Origin of the sequence: Kitasatospora sp. NPDC088346 (assembly GCF_044740765.1) — a bacterium.
GTDB lineage: Bacteria > Actinomycetota > Actinomycetes > Streptomycetales > Streptomycetaceae > Kitasatospora.
The window spans coordinates 585,501-604,122 of the sequence record NZ_JBIURH010000001.1 but is presented as its reverse complement, the minus strand read 5'-3'; the positions used below and the strand labels follow the sequence as shown (position 1 = coordinate 604,122).

General features: G+C 74.4%; 16 protein-coding genes and 1 pseudogene. 3 read left to right on the top strand and 14 right to left on the bottom strand.

Annotated elements, in window-relative coordinates; genetic code table 11:
- Positions 1 to 205 precede the first annotated feature (205 nt).
- On the bottom strand, positions 206 to 2,752 hold the full coding sequence (locus ACIOFR_RS02705; RefSeq protein WP_400991825.1) for a collagenase: 2,547 nt from the start codon (positions 2,750 to 2,752) through the stop codon (positions 206 to 208).
- A 336-nt stretch (positions 2,753 to 3,088) separates the two neighbouring features.
- Between ACIOFR_RS02705 and ACIOFR_RS02700 the strand changes: the two genes are divergently transcribed.
- Positions 3,089 to 4,747 carry an alkaline phosphatase D family protein gene (locus tag ACIOFR_RS02700; protein ID WP_400991824.1) on the top strand — a complete coding sequence of 553 codons (1,659 nt, stop codon included), beginning with the start codon at positions 3,089 to 3,091 and terminating at the stop codon, positions 4,745 to 4,747.
- A gap of 76 nt (positions 4,748 to 4,823) precedes the next feature.
- Here the strand turns inward: ACIOFR_RS02700 and ACIOFR_RS02695 are convergent, their stop codons facing one another.
- From ACIOFR_RS02695 to ACIOFR_RS02670, 6 genes are all read right to left on the bottom strand, one after another.
- Positions 4,824 to 5,186 (bottom strand): hypothetical protein, encoded by a 363-nt coding sequence (locus ACIOFR_RS02695; RefSeq protein WP_400991822.1) that lies wholly within the window; start codon positions 5,184 to 5,186, stop codon positions 4,824 to 4,826.
- Between the two features lie 74 nt (positions 5,187 to 5,260).
- A complete protein-coding gene (locus ACIOFR_RS02690) occupies positions 5,261 to 5,737 on the bottom strand; it encodes a GNAT family N-acetyltransferase (RefSeq protein ID WP_400991821.1) in 477 nt (158 codons plus the stop codon).
- On the bottom strand, positions 5,734 to 6,255 hold the full coding sequence (locus ACIOFR_RS02685; RefSeq protein ID WP_400991819.1) for a hypothetical protein: 522 nt from the start codon (positions 6,253 to 6,255) through the stop codon (positions 5,734 to 5,736). Before ACIOFR_RS02685 ends, ACIOFR_RS02690 begins: the two co-directional genes overlap by 4 nt.
- Positions 6,252 to 8,420, bottom strand: a complete 2,169-nt coding sequence (locus ACIOFR_RS02680) for an MXAN_6230/SCO0854 family RING domain-containing protein (RefSeq protein ID WP_400991817.1) — start codon at positions 8,418 to 8,420, stop codon at positions 6,252 to 6,254. Before ACIOFR_RS02680 ends, ACIOFR_RS02685 begins: the two co-directional genes overlap by 4 nt.
- Positions 8,421 to 8,576: 156 nt before the next feature.
- Positions 8,577 to 9,425, bottom strand: a complete 849-nt coding sequence (locus tag ACIOFR_RS02675; RefSeq protein ID WP_400991815.1) for an ABC transporter permease — start codon at positions 9,423 to 9,425, stop codon at positions 8,577 to 8,579.
- Positions 9,422 to 12,181 carry an alpha/beta fold hydrolase gene (locus tag ACIOFR_RS02670; protein WP_400991814.1) on the bottom strand — a complete coding sequence of 920 codons (2,760 nt, stop codon included), beginning with the start codon at positions 12,179 to 12,181 and terminating at the stop codon, positions 9,422 to 9,424. The genes ACIOFR_RS02675 and ACIOFR_RS02670 overlap by 4 nt, the downstream gene beginning before the upstream one ends.
- Positions 12,182 to 12,281: 100 nt before the next feature.
- On the opposite strand from ACIOFR_RS02670, the gene ACIOFR_RS02665 reads away from it, so the two are divergent.
- Positions 12,282 to 12,662: a VOC family protein gene (locus ACIOFR_RS02665; RefSeq protein WP_400991812.1), complete on the top strand. Its 381-nt coding sequence runs from the start codon at positions 12,282 to 12,284 to the stop codon at positions 12,660 to 12,662.
- Between the two features lie 90 nt (positions 12,663 to 12,752).
- Positions 12,753 to 13,205, top strand: a complete 453-nt coding sequence (locus tag ACIOFR_RS02660; RefSeq protein ID WP_400991810.1) for a hypothetical protein — start codon at positions 12,753 to 12,755, stop codon at positions 13,203 to 13,205.
- Between the two features lie 94 nt (positions 13,206 to 13,299).
- Here the strand turns inward: ACIOFR_RS02660 and ACIOFR_RS02655 are convergent.
- From ACIOFR_RS02655 to ACIOFR_RS02625, 7 genes and pseudogenes are all read right to left on the bottom strand, one after another.
- Positions 13,300 to 14,149, bottom strand: a pseudogene (locus tag ACIOFR_RS02655) (alcohol dehydrogenase catalytic domain-containing protein); the annotation flags it as partial.
- Between the two features lie 70 nt (positions 14,150 to 14,219).
- Positions 14,220 to 14,570, bottom strand: a complete 351-nt coding sequence (locus ACIOFR_RS02650; protein ID WP_400991808.1) for a hypothetical protein — start codon at positions 14,568 to 14,570, stop codon at positions 14,220 to 14,222.
- Positions 14,571 to 14,730: 160 nt separating this feature from the next.
- Positions 14,731 to 15,186, bottom strand: coding sequence for a hypothetical protein (locus ACIOFR_RS02645; RefSeq protein ID WP_400991806.1), 456 nt, complete (start codon positions 15,184 to 15,186; stop codon positions 14,731 to 14,733).
- A gap of 20 nt (positions 15,187 to 15,206) precedes the next feature.
- The gene (locus ACIOFR_RS02640; protein ID WP_400991804.1) at positions 15,207 to 15,662 is read right to left on the bottom strand and encodes a GNAT family N-acetyltransferase; all 456 of its coding nucleotides are present in this window, start codon (positions 15,660 to 15,662) and stop codon (positions 15,207 to 15,209) included.
- A gap of 11 nt (positions 15,663 to 15,673) precedes the next feature.
- Complete coding sequence (locus tag ACIOFR_RS02635) at positions 15,674 to 16,612, bottom strand: RluA family pseudouridine synthase (protein ID WP_400991802.1); 939 nt, start codon at positions 16,610 to 16,612, stop codon at positions 15,674 to 15,676.
- 69 nt (positions 16,613 to 16,681) lie between these two features.
- Complete coding sequence (gene lspA / locus ACIOFR_RS02630) at positions 16,682 to 17,431, bottom strand: signal peptidase II (protein ID WP_400992133.1); 750 nt, start codon at positions 17,429 to 17,431, stop codon at positions 16,682 to 16,684.
- 91 nt (positions 17,432 to 17,522) lie between these two features.
- On the bottom strand, positions 17,523 to 18,038 hold the full coding sequence (locus ACIOFR_RS02625) for a TraR/DksA family transcriptional regulator (RefSeq protein ID WP_400991800.1): 516 nt from the start codon (positions 18,036 to 18,038) through the stop codon (positions 17,523 to 17,525).
- Positions 18,039 to 18,622 lie beyond the last annotated feature (584 nt).

The window sequence follows — 18,622 nt, the reverse complement described above, 5'->3', positions numbered from 1 at the left end:
CCCCACCTGAAGTACCGTCATCTTCACGGTCCGGGACGGCGGGCGGCGAAGACGCCCGCCCCCGGGCAGCGGGACGCGAGCATTCGCACCCCGTCTCACGCTCGCCGCGGTCCCGCGCTCGGCGCCTGGCAGGCCAAGGGCGCCGCCGCCCTCCCGCCCGGGCGACCGGGTGGGAGGGCGGCGGTGTCCGTGCGGTCGGGGCGGGTCAGTACTCGACCTTCATGGTCACCCCGCTGAAGCCCTGCTTGGCGTACAGGCTGAAGTACACCCAGCCGGCGGGCGGCGTGGCCACGGTCAGCGACTCGGCGTTGCCGCTGGTGGTGGACTTGCTGAGGTAGGAGCCGGTGGTGGCCCAGTTGGTGCCGTTGTAGTACAGGTCCGCGTTGCCGGTGCCGCCGCCGCTGGTCAGCTTCAGCTGCTTCACCCCGGCGGGCAGGTAGGCGAACATGTAGCTGTAGTTGCCGGTCGTGGCCGTGACGCCGGTGCGGCGGCAGTTCCTGTCGTACTGCCGGACGTCCGGCGCGCCGCACAGCGGCAGTCCGGCCACCGTGAGGGTCTGGCTGCGGGTGGCGGTGGCGCCCTTGTCGTCGGTCACGGTCAGGGTGACGGTGTAGCTGCCGGCCGCGGCGTAGGCCTTGCCGGGGTTGGCCGCGGTGGAGGTGGTGCCGTCGCCGAAGTTCCAGGAGCGGGCGGCGATGGTGCCGTCGGGGTCGGTGGAGGTGTCGGTGAAGGTGACGGACAGGTCGCTGACGAGCGCCGTGAACGCCGCCACCGGCGGCTTGTTGGTCGGCGTGCCGGGGTTGCAGGCGCCGGTGTTGCAGGCGGTCAGCCAGTTGGCGAAGTCCGCGTTGTAGCGGGTGCCGATGGTGCTGGTGAGGTAGGTCCGGGCGCCGGCCCAGTCGCCGCTGCGGTACTCGGCGAGGACGGCGCTCATGTCGGCCCAGTGCCGCTCGACCATGTAACGGACGGCCAGGTAGCCCCAGTTGTAGATGCGGGTCTGGTCGGCGTTGTCGTAGGTGGTGTCGAAGAGCGTGCTCAGGGTGTAGGTGTGCCGGCCCGCCTCGGTGATCGCGTCGTCGTAGCGCACACCCCGGTAGGAGTAGGAGACGTACTCCGCGAGGCCCTCGCTCCACCAGACGGTCGGCGTGGCCGACCCGGCGTCGAAGTCGCCGTACATGTCGTACCGGCCGTCGAGGTAGTGGGTGTACTCGTGGTTGAGGTTCCAGACCTGGAAGCCCGGGCGGAGCCACTCGGCCTCGTAGGCGACGAAGCGGGGCTGGTTCCCGGCCGCGGCCGGGTCGCCCTCCAGGTACATGCCGCCGTTGTCGGTGGAGATGCCGAAGATCGGCCCGGCGTAGGTCTGGTAGTCGCTGCTGGAGTGGAAGACCACCACCTCGATGGTGGTGTTGCCGTCGTTCGCGACCGGCCCGTTGTCCTTGAGGACGCCGTGGAAGTAGGCGTCCTGGTTGACCAGGCTGGTGCAGGTGGCGGCGAGGTCCGCGGTGGAGGCCTCCTGGGCGACGATCCTGATGCTGGGGCTGCAGGTGTAGTTGATCGTCAGCACGGCGGCCCGGAGCCGGGGACCGAGGTCGCAGGTGCCGTAGTACGCGCAGTTCGCCTTGTCGTAGGTGTCGGTGGCGACCGCGAGGTTGACCCAGAGCGCGGAGCTGGCGCCGGTGATCGAGCTGCGGTCGAGCAGGCTCTTGACCTGCGGCCGGACCTTGCCGAGCAGGGCCGGGTAGTTCAGGAAACGGCCCAGCTCCAGGCCGGAGTTGGCGGCCAGGTAGCCCCGGTCGGTGCCGAGCAGGGCGAAGTTGGTGACGGCGAAGTTCACCAGGGTGTCGGTGATGCTCGGGTCCGCCTGGACGGCGGCCTGGTAGTCGGCGTTCTGGTGGCCGCGCCACAGCACGGTGTAGGTGTTGTTGACCGCGTTCACCATCGACCAGCTGCTGTTGTAGGTGCTGTTGTAGCCGTTCAGCAGGCGCTTGACGACGTACAGGTAGCGGGCGTTCTCACCGGCGCTGTCGATCAGGACGACGGCTTCGGAGAGGGTCGCCCCGTTGGCCTCGGTGACGTCGCCGGAGTGCGCGGAGGCGTAGAAGGCGTCGAGGGCGGCCCGGATGGCGGTCTTCAGGGCGGCGCCGTACGTGCCGACGTCCGCCGGGTGGTACCACTGCACGTAGTACCCGGCCCGCAGGAAGAGCACCAGTTGCCCGGCCGAGGTGGTGTTGTCGCCGGGGTAGGCCGCGGACACGTCGCGCAGCGCGTTGGCGACGCTGACCATCTGCGCCTCGCGGAAGACCGCGTTGGCGTCGGTGCCGAGCAGGCCGAAGAGCGAGTTGACGCAGTCCAGCGGGACCGACGTGACCTGCTGGACGAGGGCGCTGCCGGTCCTGGACGTGAAGTCGGAGACGTTGCAGCTCGCGGCGGTCAGCGCCGGCGCCGCGGCCCGCGACTTGGCGTCGGCCTTGGCGTCGGCCTTGGCGTAGTCGGTGCGGGCCGTGGTGTCGGGGGCGGTGCGCGGGGCCCGCCGGGCGAGCGGCACGGTGGTGCCCAGGTGCTGGTCCTCCGTCAGGAGGGTGCCGGTGGCGGGCCGCGGTGCGACCGCGGCGGCCGGGGCCGGCGCGGGGGCGGGGCCGGCGGGCAGGGTGGCGGCCTGGCTCTGGGGGGAGAACAGGCCGATGGCGAGGCAGGCGGCGACGGCTGCGGTGAGCAGGCGCGCCGAGTGCGCAGTTGTCCGGAAGGATCTCACGTGGGGGCCTCCGGGCCGGTGGTGCGGCCGCGTGCGAACGCGGCCGGTGAAGGTGGGGGTGTCGGCCGGGTGGGGGGGCGGCCGGGGGGAACCTCGGCAGGGCGCAGCGGTGGGGCCGCGGCGTCCGCCGACAGCGGGTGTGACATGTACCATTGCACGTATCACATGTCGGCGGAAGGGCTCCGGTGGGCCCAAGTCGCCCGCCGGCGCCGCCCATTGGCGGACCAAGCGGGCCGAAGCCCCCGAAACGGGCAGGTCAACCGCCGGATGAAGAGTCGACGAACAGTCAGGCGCAGGGTCTGGACACCTGATTACCGGCTAGTAGCCTATGGCGACGTGACTGAGCCCACCGATGCCCTCTCCGCCACCCGGCCGCGCCGCCGCCGGGTCCTCAAGGCCGCCGTACTGACCGCCGGCGCCGTCGCCGTTCCGCTGAGCCTGGGCGGGGCCACCGCCACCGCCGCGGCCGCACCGCAGTTCCTGCACGGCGTCGCCTCCGGCGACCCGCTGCCGGACGGCATACTCCTGTGGACCCGGGTCACCCCGGCCCCGGACGCCGTACCCGGCTCCGGCAGAGGCCCCGACGTCCAGGTCGGCTGGCAGCTGGCCACCGACAGGGCGTTCACCGCCGTCGTGGCGAGCGGCACGGTGACCGCCACCGCCGCCGCCGACCACACGGTCAAGGCCGACGTCCGCGGTCTGCGGCCCGACACCGACTACTGGTACCGCTTCACCGCCGACGGCGTCACCTCCCCGGTCGCCCGCACCCGCACCACCCCGGCCGCCGACGCCGCCCTCTCCCGCCTGCGGCTCGGCGTCGCCTCCTGCGCCAACTGGGAGGCCGGGTACTTCTCCGCCTACCGCCACCTGGCGGCCCGCGGCGACCTGGACGCCTTCCTGTTCCTCGGCGACTACATCTACGAGTACAAGTCCGGCGAGTTCTGCGCCCGCGGCACCGTCGTGCGGCCGCACGAGCCCGCCCACGAGATCACCACCCTCGCCGACTACCGGACCAGGCACGGCCGTTACAAGACCGACCCGGACCTCCAGGCGCTGCACGCCGTCGTCCCGACCATCGCGATCTGGGACGACCACGAGTTCGCCAACGACGCCTGGTCGGGCGGTGCGGAGAACCACACCCCCGGCACCGAGGGGGTCTGGGCGGACCGCGTGGCCGCGGCCAAGCAGGCGTACTTCGAGTGGATGCCGGTGCGTCCCTCCATCGCCGGCACCACCTACCGCCGGCTGCGCTACGGCAAGCTCGCCGACCTGCACCTGCTGGACCTGCGCTCGTTCCGCTCCGAGCAGGTCAAGGTCGGCAACGGCGGCGTCGACTCCGCCGACCGCACGCTGACCGGCCGCCAGCAGCTCGAATGGCTGAAGTCCGGCCTCTCCGCGTCCGACACCACCTGGCGCCTGATCGGCAACGAGGTGATGATCTCCCCGGTCGCCTTCCTCGCGCTGCCCGGCTTCCTGCTCCGCCCGCTGGCCAAGCTGCTCGGCCTGCCCGGCGAGGGCATCGCGATCAACACCGACCAGTGGGACGGCTACACCCACGACCGCCGCGAACTGCTCGGCCACCTCCAGCAGAACGGCATCACCAACACCGTCTTCCTGACCGGCGACATCCACTCCGCGTGGGCCGCCGACGTCCCGCTGGAGGCCGCCACCTACCCGGCCTCGGGCAGCGTCGCCACCGAGTTCGTGGTCACCTCGGTCACCTCGGACAACATCGACGACATCCTCAAGGTGCTGCCGCAGACCGTCTCCCTGGTCGGCGTCGCCGCCCTGGAGGCCGCCAACCGGCACATCAAGTGGATCGACCTGGACTCGCACGGCTACGGCGTCCTGGACATCACCCCGCAGGCCGCGCAGATGGACTTCTACGTCCTGTCCGACCGGACGAAGAAGGACGCCACCTCCAAGTGGACCCGCTCGTACCGGACCCGTTCCGGCACCCAGCAGATCGAGCGGGTGTACTCCCCCGTCAAGTGACGCCCCGCCGGCCGCGCGCTCCCCGACCCCTGCGGGGAGCGCACGGCCCGCCCCGGGCCCGTCCGGGCCGGCCCGATCAGCCGACGAACGGGATCACCGGGATGCGGCAGTCCCGGACCGCCTGGTCGAAGCCGCCCATCCCCACCCGGTACAGCGCGGTCAGCAGGACGGTCGTGCCGACCAGGACCAACCACCGGAGGCGGGCGCTCCTGCGGTGGGCACCGCAGAGCGCGCCGACGACCAGCAGCACCACCACCATCAGGGCGGCGAAGGCGAACGCGCTGATCACCAGGTCGTCGTCGACACCGGTGTCCGGCATGCACCGGCGCCAGGCCCGCACGGTCAGTCCGGCCCCCACGTACGCGCCGAGCAGGCCGAGCGCCGGGGCGTACAGGACCCACCAGCAACCGCCCCGCCGGTCCTCGTGCTGTTGTTCCATCGTCTCCCCCGGTCCGGTCGCCCTCCCGGACGGGGACACCGGCCGGGTGGCCGGCGGTTGCGGCCGACGGCGGGTCAGGCCGGCCGCACGGCCAGGCTGTAGCGCTGCTTCTCCTTGCGGGCGGCGCCGAGCCGGTCGTAGAAACGGATCGCGCCCTCGTTCCAGGCGGGGGTGTTCCACTGCACCTCGTCCAGCCCGCGAGCCCGGGCCTCGGCGAGGACGGCGTCCACCAGCCGGGCGCCGAGGCCGAGACCGCGGTGCTCGTCGCGCAGGTACAGGCAGTCCAGGTGCAGGTACGGCCGGCCCTGCCAGGTGCCGAACTCCTCGGTGCAGGTGGCGTACCCGGCCAGCGCGCCGCCGGGTAGTTCGGCGACCAGGCAGCTCAGCCGGGGCTCGGCCCGCTCGAACAGCTCGCCCGCCAGCAGCTCCGCCAGCCCGTCGGCCGGGGCCGGGGCCCGCTCGTACGCGGCGTGCTCGGCCGCGAGGACGACGACCCCGGGCAGGTCGGCCCGGACCGCCGGGCGCACCCGGGGCGTGTCGGTGGTGGTCATCGACTCTCCGGCGGGGCGAAGCGGGCGACAAGGTCGCCCGCGGTGAGGCGGTGGAAGGTGTCGGGAGCGGCGTCCAGCGGCCCCGGGTACAGGCGGTAGCCCGCGCCGGAGAGCGCCGGCGGCGCGGGGAGGTCGCCCTCGACCAGCCCGAGGAAGGCCTCGGTGCCGATCAGCCGGCCGGCGAGCTCGGCGCCGGACATCCGCCGCTCGGTGTCCGGGTCGCGCAGGGCCCGCAACCGGGCCGCGAACGCGTCGACCGGTTCGCTCCCGCCGCGCCGCCAGGTCCGGACGTCGACGCCGTCACGGCCCCGGACGAGGACCTCCGGGGAGCCGGCGGCGGCCACCGCGCAGGCCAGGTCCCACAGGGTGGCCCGGGTGCCGGGGGCGAAGTGCGCGAGGACGTCGGCGCAGAGCCGACCGACCTCCTCCTGGTGGCGGCGGACGTCGTGGAAGCCCACCGTGGCGGAGGTGTTCAGGTCGGTCCAGGTGTACCGGCGCTCCACCAGGTCGACGATCATCGGGACGCAGACCCTGGCCGGCCCCGCCAGGTCCATCCGCTGGCGGACCGCCTTCGGGTCGAAGTGCACCCGGCCGCCGGGAGTTCCATGAAACCGGTGAAGGCGTCGGTCAGTTCCTCGAAGGCGATGTCGTTGTAGCTGAACACCACCACCACCGCGTGGCGGGCGCCCGCGGCGCCGAGCCGTGTCAGGTCGAGATCGACGAACTCGGTCGCGCCGTGCGGCGGCGGCGCGTCGACGAGGTCCCCGGAGTGGACGGCGGCCCGGTCCCCGTGCACCAGGGCGGTGTAGTCGCACAGGCCCACGAACCGCCAGTCGGCGTCGTAGAGCGCGACCGACAGGTCCAGGTCGACCCGGAGCCCCTCGGGCTGCGTCCAGTGCAGGAACAGCCGCAGCGCCGAACCGCCGGGCAGCGGCTGGACGCTGCCGCGCGGCACCGGCACCAGCACCTTGGCGGCCGCCCCCTCGGCGAACGGCACGACCAGGTCGGCCAGCCCCTCGTCCAGCAGCGCCGTCCCGTACCGCTCGGGGCCGGAGCCGGCCCGCCGCAGCAGCTCGGCCTCGATCAACGCGCAGACCGGGGCGGAGAGTTCGGCCGGTACGACGGTGCCGTGGTCCTCCCGGGCGTACGCGAGCGCGGCGGTGCCGCGCGGGAAGTACAGCCGCCGCTCGCCCTGGGTGCGGGGGCCGCGCAGCCGTCCGTGGGCGCCGAGCAGCGGACCCGGTGCGACCGCGCGCAGGGCCGCGGCGACGGTCCGCAGGAACGCGTCGGGCAGCGGGGTGCCGGGGGCCGTGGCGGCGTGCACCCGCAGCAGGTGGTGCAGGCGGCGGACCAGCTCGCCCGGCCGGGTGGCCAGCAGTTCGGCGGCGCCGGCCGGGTCGCCGGCGGCGAGCAGGGTCTCGACCCGGCCCGCGAAGCCGGTGAAGGCCAGCCGGGTGGTCCGCCCCGGCCCGGCGTCCACCCGCAGCGGGGCGGGCGGGTCGAGGAGCGCGGCGCCGGCCGGGTGGGCGTCCAGGTCGGTCCGCCGCAGCAGCGCGAACGCGGCGGCCGCGGTCGGGTAGCGGCGGCGGTGCTCGGCCGGGTGCAGCACCTCGCCGGCCCGCAGCCAGGCCTGCCGGCGGCGGTGCAGGTCCTCGGCGAGGTGGGCGAGCGGCAGCGCGTCCAGGGCGGCGAGCAGTGCCCGGCGCAGCGGGCGGGACGGGCTGCGCAGCCGGGGGGCGTTGGCGGGCAGCAGGTCGGGTTCGGCACCGGACAGCGCCCAGAGCAGCCGCAGCACGTCGGTGGGGGTGTCGGTGCGGGCGAGCAGCAGCGCCTCGGCCTGCTGCGGCGCACGGCGCAACAGGGCGGCCAGGACGGTGGCCTTGGTCTCCCGGACGGGGATCTCCTCGGGCAGCCGCTCGGCGAGGTCCGCGGGGGCGTGCGCGAGCAGCGCGGCGAGGTCCTCGCGGTCCTGCGGGGAGAGCGGGGTGCGGCGGGCGAGCAGCGCGTCGAGCTCGGCGAGGGCCGCGGCCGACGGGTCGGCGCCCTCGGCGAGGTTCAGCGGGACGAGGCTGCGCCGTTGGACGGCCGGCACGACGAGGCGGTGCGAGAACGGGCGGCGCCCGGGGCCGAGCCGGCGCTCGGCGGCCAGTTCGGCGCCGCACACCGGGCAGCCGCGCACCGGGCCGTCCGTCGCCGGGTCGCCCGCCGCCGGGTCCAGGCAGTCGGCGCAGACCAGGTGACCGCAGGGCGCGAGGGCGCCGATGCCGGCGTCGGCACCGCTGCGGCAGCACCGTACGCAGGGCTGGTTCGGCTGGTTCAGCAGGAACTGGCGCATCTGCTCGGAGAAGTACAGCCGGGCGTCGTCCGGCACGCTGTCCGGGAAGTCGCGGAACAGCGGCCGGTGCCGGCGGTCGGCGCCGTACAGGGCGTCGAGCCGGGCGAGCAGGGCGCTGCCGACCAGGGCGAGGTCGGTGGGGCGCAGCCGGGCCAGCGCGGCGCGCAGCGGGACGGTGAGGACGTGGCCGCGCTGGAGCAGGTCGCCGTCGAGGGCGGTGAGTCCGGCGGCGCTCCAGGTGTCGGCCGTGGGCCGGCGGAGCCCGTCCGGCACGTGGACGGCGCCGCGGCGGCGGAGCAGGAAGGTGTCGAGGTCGGCGTCGGCGTCGGCCTGGGCGGCGCTGGTCATACGGGTCGGCCCCCTGGGAAAGAGAAGGGCGGGGCGGAGAGTGGGCGCACTCGGTTCATTTACAGTGAGTGAGAAGGAAGCGCGCCGCGGAGCCGCCCCGCGTCCGCCCACCCTAGCCCAGCCGCCGGCACCCTCCGACCGGTTTTCCGGGGCCGCTCAGGACACCACGTCCTTGCGGGCGAAGCCGCGGAAGGCCAGCGCCAGCAGCACCACGGAGTAGCTGACGGAGAGCGAGACGCCCTGCACCATGCCGCCCCACTCCAGCTGCGGCTGGAGCGCGTCCGCCCAGGCGTACTGCCAGTGGGCGGGCAGCCACTCGCGCAGCCCGCCGAGCGCGGTGATGGCGTCCAGGACACCGGTGACGATGGAGAGGAAGACGGCCCCGCCGACCGCGCCGAGCGGGGCGTCGGTGGCGGTGGAGAGCCAGAACGCCAGCGCGCCGACGACGAGTTCGCTCAGCACCACGAAGGCCACCGCGAGCGCGAGCCGCGGCAGTGCCACCGAGGCGGGCAGGCTGACGCCGGTGGGCAGCCGCAGGTCGCCCCAGCCGTACGCGGCGGTGCCGACCGCGAGCCCGACCAGGGGCAGCAGGACGACGGCGGCCGCCGAGAAGGCCAGCCCGACGGTGAACTTGCGGGCCAGCAGCCGGGCCCGGGGCACCGGCGCGGCCAGCAGGTAGCGCAGCGAGGACCAGCTGGCCTCGGAGGCCACCGTGTCGCCGCAGAACAGCGCCATCGGGATGACCAGCAGGAAGCCGGTGCCCATGAACAGCAGGGTGGCGGCGAAGTTGGGCCCGGAGGCGGTGGCCAGCTCGATGAAGCTGGTGCGGTCCGCGCGGCCGGGCGGACCGCCGATCTGGAACGCGGCCAGCACGACGAGCGGCATCACCGCGAGCACCCCGCCGATCACCATGGTGCGGCGGCGGCGCAGTTGGCGGACGGCCTCGACCCGCAGCGGCAGGGTCCGGCCGGGGCGGTAGCCGGGGGCGGCAGCGGTGGCGGTCATGCCGTACCTCCGATCAGTGACAGGAACGCGTCCTCCAGCCGGCGGTGCGGCCCGAATCGCTCGACCGGCACCTCCAGCCGGACCAGTTCGACCAGCAGCGCGCCGGGCGTCAGACCGTCCAGGCGGACCAGCAGGCCGCCGTCGACGGCCTCGGCCGAGACCACCCCGGCCAGCTCGGCCACCGTGTCGGCGGCCGCCTCCCGGGCGTCGGGGCCGAAGGCGGCGGGGGTCGCGACCATCAACTGCTCGCCCGCGCCGACCACCTCGCCGATCGGGCCGGCGGTGACCAGCCGGCCGCGGTCCATCACGACCAGGTGGGTGCAGCTCTGCTCGATCTCGGAGAGCAGGTGGCTGGAGACGATGACGGTGCGTCCGGCCGCGGCGTAGCGGATCATCACCTCGCGCATCTCGCGGATCTGCGGCGGGTCGAGGCCGTTGGTCGGCTCGTCGAGGATGAGCAGCTCGGGCAGGCCCAGCATGGCCTGCGCGATCGCCAGGCGCTGGCGCATGCCCTGGGAGTAGGTGCGGACCGCGCGGTCCAGTGCCTCGCCGAGGTCGGCGATGGCGAGCGCCTCGGCGAGGTGGGCGTCCTCGGCCGGCCGGCCGGTGGCCTGCCAGTACAGGTGGAGGTTGGCCCGGCCGGTGAGGTGCGGCAGGAAGCCCGCGCCCTCGACGAAGGCGCCCACCCGGGAGAGCACCGGGGCGCCGGGGCGCACGGCGTGCCCGAAGATCCGGATCTCGCCGGCGTCGGGCCTGATCAGGCCCATCAGCATCCGCAGCGTGGTGGTCTTGCCCGCACCGTTCGGCCCGAGCAGGCCGAGCACCTGGCCCTGCTCGACCCGGAAGCCCAGGTCGCGGACGGCGTACCGGTCGGCGGCGCCGCGGTAGCGCTTGCCGAGCCCGGTGATCTCCAGCGGGACCCCGGCCAGGGCGGCGTCGGGGGCCGGCCGGCCGCCCCGGCGGCGGCCGACCACCAGCAGCAGCACGACGACGCCGACGGCGAGCAGCGGCAGCACCCAGGTCCGGGCGGGCAGCGGCGCTGCCTCGGTGCGCAGTGCGTCCACGGTGGGGACGGTGAGCGGCCCGGCGGCGGAGATCCGGTAGGTGGCGGGCTCGGCGGGTGAGGCGTACGCCAGGTCGGTGCTGGCCAGCACCAGGCGCAGCCGGTGGCCGGACTCGAAGGTGTGGTCGACGGCGGGCAGCGTGATCTCGACGGTGCGCCCGCCCGGTGCGTCGGCGCCGGTCACCCGCAGCGGGGCGACCAGTTGCTGGGGCAGCGACTGCTTGCCGTCCGGGCCGAGGTCGTAGAGCTTGGCGTAGAGCACCGCGTCCGGCCGGTCGGCGTGCACGGTGACGGTGGTGGTGGGCGTGCCGGTGAGGTGCAGGCCGCCGGTCAGCGGTGCGGAGTCGAAGGAGGCGTACTGGCCGGGGAAGTCCAGGGCGAGGCCGGCGCCGAGCGCGGAGGCCTGGGCGAGGGCGCCGATGCCGGGCACGGTGGAGATGTTGGGCGGGGTGCCGCCGGGCGGGTTGGCGATCTCCTGCTCGCGGCCGGTCAGCGGCACGCTCCGGGACCCGGTGCCGGCCAGCCCCGGGTAGGTGTCGGCGTCGGCGCCGCGCAGCACGGCCTGGAAGCCGGTGGAGTCGACGCCGCCGGTGCGGGTGACCCGGAAGGCGGGGCCGGTGTCGGTGCCGGTCCGCTGCTTGAGGTAGCGGTCGAACCAGGCGGTGACCCGGTCGTCGACCCGGGGGCTGCCCTCGGTGCCGCCGTCATGGCCGCCGGCGAACCAGTCCACCGCCACCGGGGCGCCGTTGGCGGCGACGGCGCGGGCGATCCGGTCGCCCTGGTCGAGCGGGAACAGCGAGTCCTGCTGGCCCTGGACGACGAGCGTGGGCACCCTGAGCCGGTCGGCGACCGAGGACGGGCTGGACTTCTCCAGCACCGCGACGGCGTCCGGGTCGGCATGCCCGGCGGTGGCGATCCGGTTGTACATCGCGCAGAGCTCGTCCAGGAACCGGCCGCAGCCGATCGCCCCCTGCGGGGCGGCGCCGCCGCGGCCGGCGCCGGCCGGCCCGGTCGCGTCGCCGGCCGAGCCGGTGGTGAAGAACAGGCCGGCCCACAGCTTCTTGAACACGCCGTCGGCGGCGCCGCCGCCGCTGACGCCCTGGGGGAAGAGCGCGTCGGCCAGGTTCCACCAGGTGATCCGGGTGGCCACCGAGTCGATCCGCCCGTCGTAGGCGGCGCCGAGCAGCGCCACCCCGCCGCCGTACGAGGCGCCGGTGATGCCGACCCGGGGGTCGCCGGGGCCGTCGAGCTGCACCTCGGGGCGCTGGGCCAGCCAGTCGACGAGGTGCCGGACGTCCTGCACCTCGCGGTCGGGCGCGTTCAGGCCGATCTTCCCGCCGGACCGGCCGAAGCCGCGGGCCGACCAGGTCAGTACCGCGTAGCCGGACCGGGCGAGCTGCTCGGCGCGGGCCCGCTCGTCCTCCTTGGAGCCGCCGAAGCCGTGCGCCAGCAGCACCGCGGGCCGCGGGCCGGAGCCGGTGGTGAAGAACGAGGTGTCGATCGGCACGGTGGCGGCGCTGCCCGGCGTCTCGGCCAGGTCGAGGAAGCGGTCCTCGCGGTGCACCGCCGGCCGGGAGTCGGACGCCGCCACCGCACCGAGCCCGCCCAGGACGGCGAGCAGGGCCAGCAACAGGCCCGTCACCACCGCCCGTCGGCCCTTCGGCCGCTTCCGCCATGCCCCACCGAGACTCATGGATCACGATCCTATGCACCGCTTCGGTAGGGAAGTCGTAAGAGGCCCCGCCGGCCGGAACGGCTGGACCGGCACCCCGGCCGCCGTCATAGTGGCGGGTATGGTCTCTCTCGTCCGTCAGCTGACCTTCGACTGTCACGACCCCTACCGGCTGGCGACCTTCTGGTCGGCCGTCCTGGACGCCCGGATCCACCCGGACGACGGGCCGGACTCGGAGGAGGTCCTGGTCGAGAGCCCCGGGATGGGGCTGCTGTTCATCGCCGTTCCGGAGGACAAGTCCGCCAAGAACCGGCTGCACCCGGACCTCCGGCCGCAGGACCGCACCCGCGACGAGGAGGTCGAGCGCCTGCTCGCCCTCGGCGCCGTCCTGGTCGACGACCACCGCAGGCCGGACGGCTCGGGCTGGGCCGTCCTCGCCGACCCCGACGGCAACGAGTTCTGCGTGGAGCGCAGCGCCGCCGAGCGCGCCGCCACCGCCTGAGCCGCACGCCCGCCCGCGCCGGACGCCCCCGCCGGGGGAAACCGACGGGGCCGGCCGGGCGTGTCGGTGGCGCGTGTCATGATCAACCGTATGACCGTCCACTACGGCTACTACGCCGCCACCGACGACGCCCACGCCGCCGACGCGGTCGAGCACGACACCCTGGAGGAGATCGGCGCCGGGTACGACCAGTTGGTGCTGACCGTCGTGGACCCGGAGAACCACATGCCGGCGCTGGACGCCCTGATATCCGGGCGGTCCGCCGAGGCCGTCGCGGCCGACCCGCCGTACGGGCCGTTCCTCAACTCCAGCGACGACGGCCGGACGGTGTGCCACTCGTTCACCGACGCGTTCCGTGACGCGCTCGCCGCCCTCGCCCCCGAACGGCTGCCGTCGGTGGCCGCGGAGTGGGCCGCCGCGGAGTGCTTCCAGGACCTGAACGTCGACACGGACGCCCTCGCCCCGGTCCTGGCCGAGCTGACCGGCCTCGCCGGCGACGCGGCCGGCCGCGGCGACCACCTCTACTACTGGATCAGCATCTAGCACCGCATCGGAGAACCTTCGCCCTGTTGTGACGTACCGTCCGAGCCGTCGCTCAGGGTGGCGCGGCTGCGTCAGGCCGAACGCGTGCGCCGGTTCACAGGGCGATCACGATCTTGCCGTGCACGTGCCTCCCGGCCTGCGTCGTCACGGCCTCGCGAATCCGCTCGACCGGGAAGGTCGCCGCGATCGGCACCCCGATCGCGCCGGAACCGATCGCGTCGGCGATCCGTTCCAGGGCGCCCGGCCCCGCGTCGAGAGCGCCCGCCGTGCGCACCCCGGGCGGCGGGGCGGGGCCGTCGGCGACGACGGAGATCCGCTCGGGTGCCACGCCGAGTTCGAGCGCGGTCTCGGCGGCCTCCCTGCCGAACAGGTCGGTTGCGGCGGTGATCCCCTCGGGCGCCAGGCCCGCACCCGGTCCGCCAGGCCGGGGCCGTACGCCACGGGTTCGGCGCCGAGCCCGCGCAGGAATCCGATCGTGCTCTCGGAGGCGGTGCCGAGCACCCGGGCACCCGCGAGCTTCGCCAACTGCACGGCGAGGATGCCCACGCCACCCGCCGCTCCTCCGATCAGGACGGTGTCCCCGGTGCGGAGTCCGATCGCGGCGAGCGCGGCGGAGGCCGTCAGACCGGACACCGCAAGCGTGGCCGCCACCTCGTCTCCTATGCCCTGCGGGGTGGGCCAGAGGTGTGCCGCTGGTGTCTCGATCAGCACGAAATCGGCGACGGACCCGCCGATCGCGGCCCCGTGGACCCGGTCGCCGGTCGCCGGTCGCGAATCCCGCGGCTTCGGCCCCCACCTCGTCCCACCACTCCGGCGAAGTCGCTGCCGAACCCGGCCGGCAGGGTGCTGCCGAACCGCGGCGCCATGTCCGGCGGTGTGCTGATCTGCCAATCCATCGGATTCAGCCCGGCGGCCGTGACCCGGACGCGAACCTCGTCCGGCGCGTTGTTCGCCGCCGCCCGTGTCCCGACCCGCGGCGCCGGACCCGGCCCGGGCGGCGGCCGGTGGAGCCCGTTATCGCCGGCGGCCGCCGCCCGCGGCCTCGCGCTCGCGCTCCTCCCGCTCCTCGATCATCTTCTCGGCCCGCGCCTGCGAGCGCTCCCGCTCCGCCGGGCTCATGTTCTCCGCGGCCGCGCGCATGTCGTCGAGCCGCGCCCCGATGGCGCTCAGGTAGCGCTCGGACTGGACGGCCTCCCGCATGCCGACCCGGCCGCTCAGGATGTCCTTCGCCATCTCCTGGAGCTGCGGGCCGACCGACGGGTTGGCCGCGATCGTCCGCAGCGCCTTGTGCAGCGAGGCCGCCTGCGCCGGGTCGTCGGCCGTGTCCAGCAGTTCGTCGTCCGAGATCTCGTACTCCGACGCCATGGCCGGCCTCCCTCTGCGTCTCACGCACCGTCAACCGGTCACCGTGGCGGCACCCCTGAACGCCCGATCATATGCCCGCCCATCGGTACGATCATCGGCCGCAGGTACCAGCAAACGCCCGCAAACGCCTGCGGACGCCCGCTGACGCACCCACCGGCCGTCACCCCGGAACGGCCGTCAGGACGGCGCTGAAGCCCCCGCCCCCGCCCCACCAGCCGAACCGCAGCGACACCGTCGTCCCGGCGGCCTCCCGGCAGTAGATCTCGTCGGACGCCCGGGCGTCCGGGCACGGCCGCCAGCCCTGGACGAGGACGGCCGCCCGGTAGCGTTCCGTCACCTCGGCCGCCGGGCCGGCCGACCGGTACTCCTGCCAGACCTCGACGTGCCGGTCGTCCTCGTCGCAGCCGCCCGACCCGGCCGGGCCCTCGGCCTGGAGGTCGGCCGGGGGCACCGGCAGCACGTGTTCGGCGATCAGCCGCGGTCCGAGCCGCTCGTCGGCGGCGGAGCAGCCGTACAGGCCGCCGGTGACGGCCCACCAGGCACCGGCGGCCAGCAGCGGCGCGCCGAGCAGCACAGCCGCCGGCACGCCCACCGCGGCCCGTATCGCGATCTTCATGGGGCGGCAGCGTAGCGCCCCTACAGGGTCCGGGTCATCGTCCGGTGGTCGATGCCGGCGTCCTGGTAGACCGGGCCCTCGGCCGCGTAGCCGAGGCGCTCGTAGAAGCCCAGCGCCTGGACCTGCGCGTGCAGTTCCAGCTCGACGGCCCCGCGCTCGACGGCGGCCCGCTCGATCGCCCGGACCAGCTCCGCGCCGAGGCCGGTGCCGCGGGCGGCCCGGTGCACGGCCAGCCGGCCGAGCAGCACCCGGCCGTCGACGCCGGTCAGCTTGAGCGCGTCGGCGCCGTGGATCAGCCGTCCGGTGCCGAGCGCCGCGCCGTCGTCGGCGACGGCGAGCAGGTGCACCGCGGTGGCGTCCAGGTCGTCGTACTCCAGTTCCTCGGGCACCTGCTGCTCCACCACGAAGACCGCGTGGCGCACGGCGCGCACCAGGGCGAGGTCGGCGGGGCCGACGGCCTCACGGATCTCGGTCATGCCGGGCTCCCTCAGCTCTCCGAGGAGATGATGTCCAGGGCCTTGCGCAGGTCGGCCGGGTACTCGCTGGTGAACTGCACCCACTCGCCGTCGGAGGGGTGCTCGAAGCCGAGCTGGACGGCGTGCAGCCACTGCCGGGTCAGCCCGAGCCGCTTGGCCAGCGTCGGGTCGGCGCCGTAGGTGAGGTCGCCGACGCAGGGGTGGCGCAGCGCGGACATGTGCACCCGGATCTGGTGGGTGCGGCCGGTCTCCAGCTTGATGTCCAGCAGCGAGGCGGCCCGGTAGGCCTCGATGAGGTCGTAGTGGGTGATGGACGGCTTGCCGTCGCGGGTCACCGCCCACTTCCAGTCGGAGCTGGGGTGGCGGCCGATCGGGGCGTCCACGGTGCCGCTCATCGGGTCCGGGTGGCCCTGGACGAGGGTGTGGTACTTCTTCTCGGTGATCCGGTCGTGGAACTGGCGCTTGAGGTCGGTGTAGGCGCGCTCGGACTTGGCGACCACCATCAGGCCGGAGGTGCCGACGTCCAGGCGGTGCACCACGCCCTGGCGCTCGGCCGCGCCCGAGGTGGAGATCCGGTAGCCGGCGGCGGCCAGGCCGCCGATCACGGTGGTGCCGGTCCAGCCGGGGCTGGGGTGGGCCGCGACGCCGACCGGCTTGTCGACGACCACGATGTCGTCGTCGTCGTGGACGATCCGCATGCCCTCGACGTGCTCAGCGACGATCCGCACGGGTGCGGCGGGGGCGGGGATCTCGACCTCCAGCCAGGATCCGGCGGTCACCCGGTCCGACTTGCCGGCCACGGCCCCGTCGAGCGTCACCTTGCCGTCGGCGGCCAGCTCGGCGGCCTTGGTCCGGGAGAAGCCGAACATCCGGGCCAGGGCGGCGTCGAGTCGCTCGCCCTCCAGGCCGTCGGGAACGGGGAGGCTGCGGGTCTGCGCTGCGGTACTCACCCGTACGAGTATGCCGGACCGCGGGCGGCCGCCCGACCGGCGGGAGCGGGCGACCCGTCGGTGGGCCGGTTACCCGGAGTGGTCGGCGCCGTCCTCGGCCGGGGCGTCGGACCGGGCCGGCTTGGACGGCTGGTGGGTGGTGCCGTCCGGGTTGGAGCCGCGGAAGGAGAGCAGGACGACCAGGACGCCGCCGCAGACGATCGCCGAGTCCGCCAGGTTGAAGACGGCGAAGTGCTGCACCGAGATGAAGTCGACGACGTGCCCGCGGAAGAAGCTGGGCGAGCGGAACAGCCGGTCGGTGAGGTTGCCGAGGGCGCCGCCGAGCAGCAGGCCGAGGGCCACCGCCCAGGGCAGGCTGTGCAGCCGGCGGGCGATCCGCCAGATCACCACGATGACGGCGGCGGCGATGGCGGTGAAGACCACGGTCATCGCCTGGCCCATGCCGAAGGCGGCGCCGGGGTTGCGGATCACCTGGAAGGTCATGACGTCGCCGATCACCCGGATCACCGAGTGGTCGGGCTCCAGCCGGGCGACCACCAGCAGCTTGGAGACCAGGTCGATCACGTAGGCGAGCAGCGCGACGGCGAGCAGCACGCCGACCCGCCGGCGGCGGGCCCGGGCCCGGGCACCGTCGACGGCGGTGGCACCGATGGCGGTGGCGCCGACGGGCGCGGCCACGGACGGCCGGGCGGACTCGGACACGGCGGCCTCCGGCACGGCGGTCTCGGGCTCGTGCGGTGCGCGCGCGCCGGGGACGGCGTCGTCCTGGGTCTGGGGGGAACCTGGAGTGCTGATGATCCGCTCCGCTGCCGTGTACAGAATGGACCGGCCGAGTGGGCCGACGTTACGGGGACGAGCGTACGGCACCGACCAGGCCGACCGCCCGTCTCCCGTCACCCGGGACCGGGTGTCAGCGGCGTTCCTGCTTGGCCTTGCAGGTGACGCAGAGCGTCGCCCGCGGGAAGGCCTGCAGCCGGGCCTTGCCGACGGCCTGGCCGCAGGACTCGCAGACGCCGAAGCCGACGCCCTCCAGTCGGAGCAGTGCGCGCTCGGTCTGGGCCAGGCTGTCGCGGGCGTTGTTGGCCAGCGAGAGCTCGCTCTCCCGGTTGATGTTCTTGGTGCCGGCGTCGACCTGGTCGTCCCCGGCGCCGTCGTTGGAGTCGCGCATCAGGCCGGCGATGGCCGCCTCGGAGGCCTCGATCTCGGCGCGCAGGCGCTCCAGGTCGCTGCCCAGCTCGGCGTGCAGCTCGGCCACCTCGGCGGCCGTCCACGGGTCCTCGCCGGGGCGGACCGGCAGCTCGGCCGGGTCGACCGACTCGGCACCGCCGCTGGCCGCGCGGGCACCGGTGGCCGCCGGTACGTGGGTGCGGCTGGTGGTCGCGGAATGACCGGTGGTGGTGCTGGTCTTACGCCGTGTAGTGCTCACGGTCCCCTCCCCTGAGTCGCCTGCCACAGCCTTGCGCGCCCGCTTGGTGGCGGTACCCGCACCTGTTGCCTTCTCAGCCATGGCTTCGACCTCATTTACGAATAATTCGAACCGCCGGTTCCCGGCGGTCTCCGGTGCCGGAACGATAATCCCCATCGAATCCGGTCACAACGGGACATACCGATGCGTTCCACCGAACCCACTCGGGCAGCCGTGACCGCTCGACCCGCGCCCCGTTGCTGCCCAAGTTGTGCCCAGATCGTCATCCGCTAACCTCACGGCCCGTAGCGAAGCTCCGCCCCCCGCGGCGCCCCGCCCGCCCGGGCGGGTCACGCAGCGAAAGCGGGTTGCCCGGGCCGATACACTGGTGCCTGCAAGGCGCTGATGGGACGAGTACCGACGTACGCAGCCACGAGCGATCCGGGGACGGTGTGAGCCCGGGGGTGTGCGCGGCGGGAAGATCACCCCGGAGCCGCCGGAGGAAAGGCCGCACGGCGGCCGAGTAGAACCGGCAGCAAGCCCTAAACAAGAGGGCCGCAGCCTCATCGCGGTCAAGGAGGGTGGTACCGCGGGACGGCACGCCG

Bases quoted from the DNA above. Each gene is read 5' to 3' on its own strand.
- ACIOFR_RS02695 (WP_400991822.1), bottom strand. From the start codon at position 5,186: ATGGAACAACAGCACGAGGACCGGCGGGGCGGTTGCTGGTGGGTCCTG.
- ACIOFR_RS02690 (WP_400991821.1), bottom strand. From the start codon at position 5,737: ATGACCACCACCGACACGCCCCGGGTGCGCCCGGCGGTCCGGGCCGAC.
- ACIOFR_RS02685 (WP_400991819.1), bottom strand. From the start codon at position 6,255: ATGATCGTCGACCTGGTGGAGCGCCGGTACACCTGGACCGACCTGAAC.
- ACIOFR_RS02680 (WP_400991817.1), bottom strand. From the start codon at position 8,420: ATGACCAGCGCCGCCCAGGCCGACGCCGACGCCGACCTCGACACCTTC.
- ACIOFR_RS02675 (WP_400991815.1), bottom strand. From the start codon at position 9,425: ATGACCGCCACCGCTGCCGCCCCCGGCTACCGCCCCGGCCGGACCCTG.
- ACIOFR_RS02670 (WP_400991814.1), bottom strand. From the start codon at position 12,181: ATGAGTCTCGGTGGGGCATGGCGGAAGCGGCCGAAGGGCCGACGGGCG.
- ACIOFR_RS02665 (WP_400991812.1), top strand. From the start codon at position 12,282: ATGGTCTCTCTCGTCCGTCAGCTGACCTTCGACTGTCACGACCCCTAC.
- ACIOFR_RS02660 (WP_400991810.1), top strand. From the start codon at position 12,753: ATGACCGTCCACTACGGCTACTACGCCGCCACCGACGACGCCCACGCC.
- ACIOFR_RS02650 (WP_400991808.1), bottom strand. From the start codon at position 14,570: ATGGCGTCGGAGTACGAGATCTCGGACGACGAACTGCTGGACACGGCC.
- ACIOFR_RS02645 (WP_400991806.1), bottom strand. From the start codon at position 15,186: ATGAAGATCGCGATACGGGCCGCGGTGGGCGTGCCGGCGGCTGTGCTG.
- ACIOFR_RS02640 (WP_400991804.1), bottom strand. From the start codon at position 15,662: ATGACCGAGATCCGTGAGGCCGTCGGCCCCGCCGACCTCGCCCTGGTG.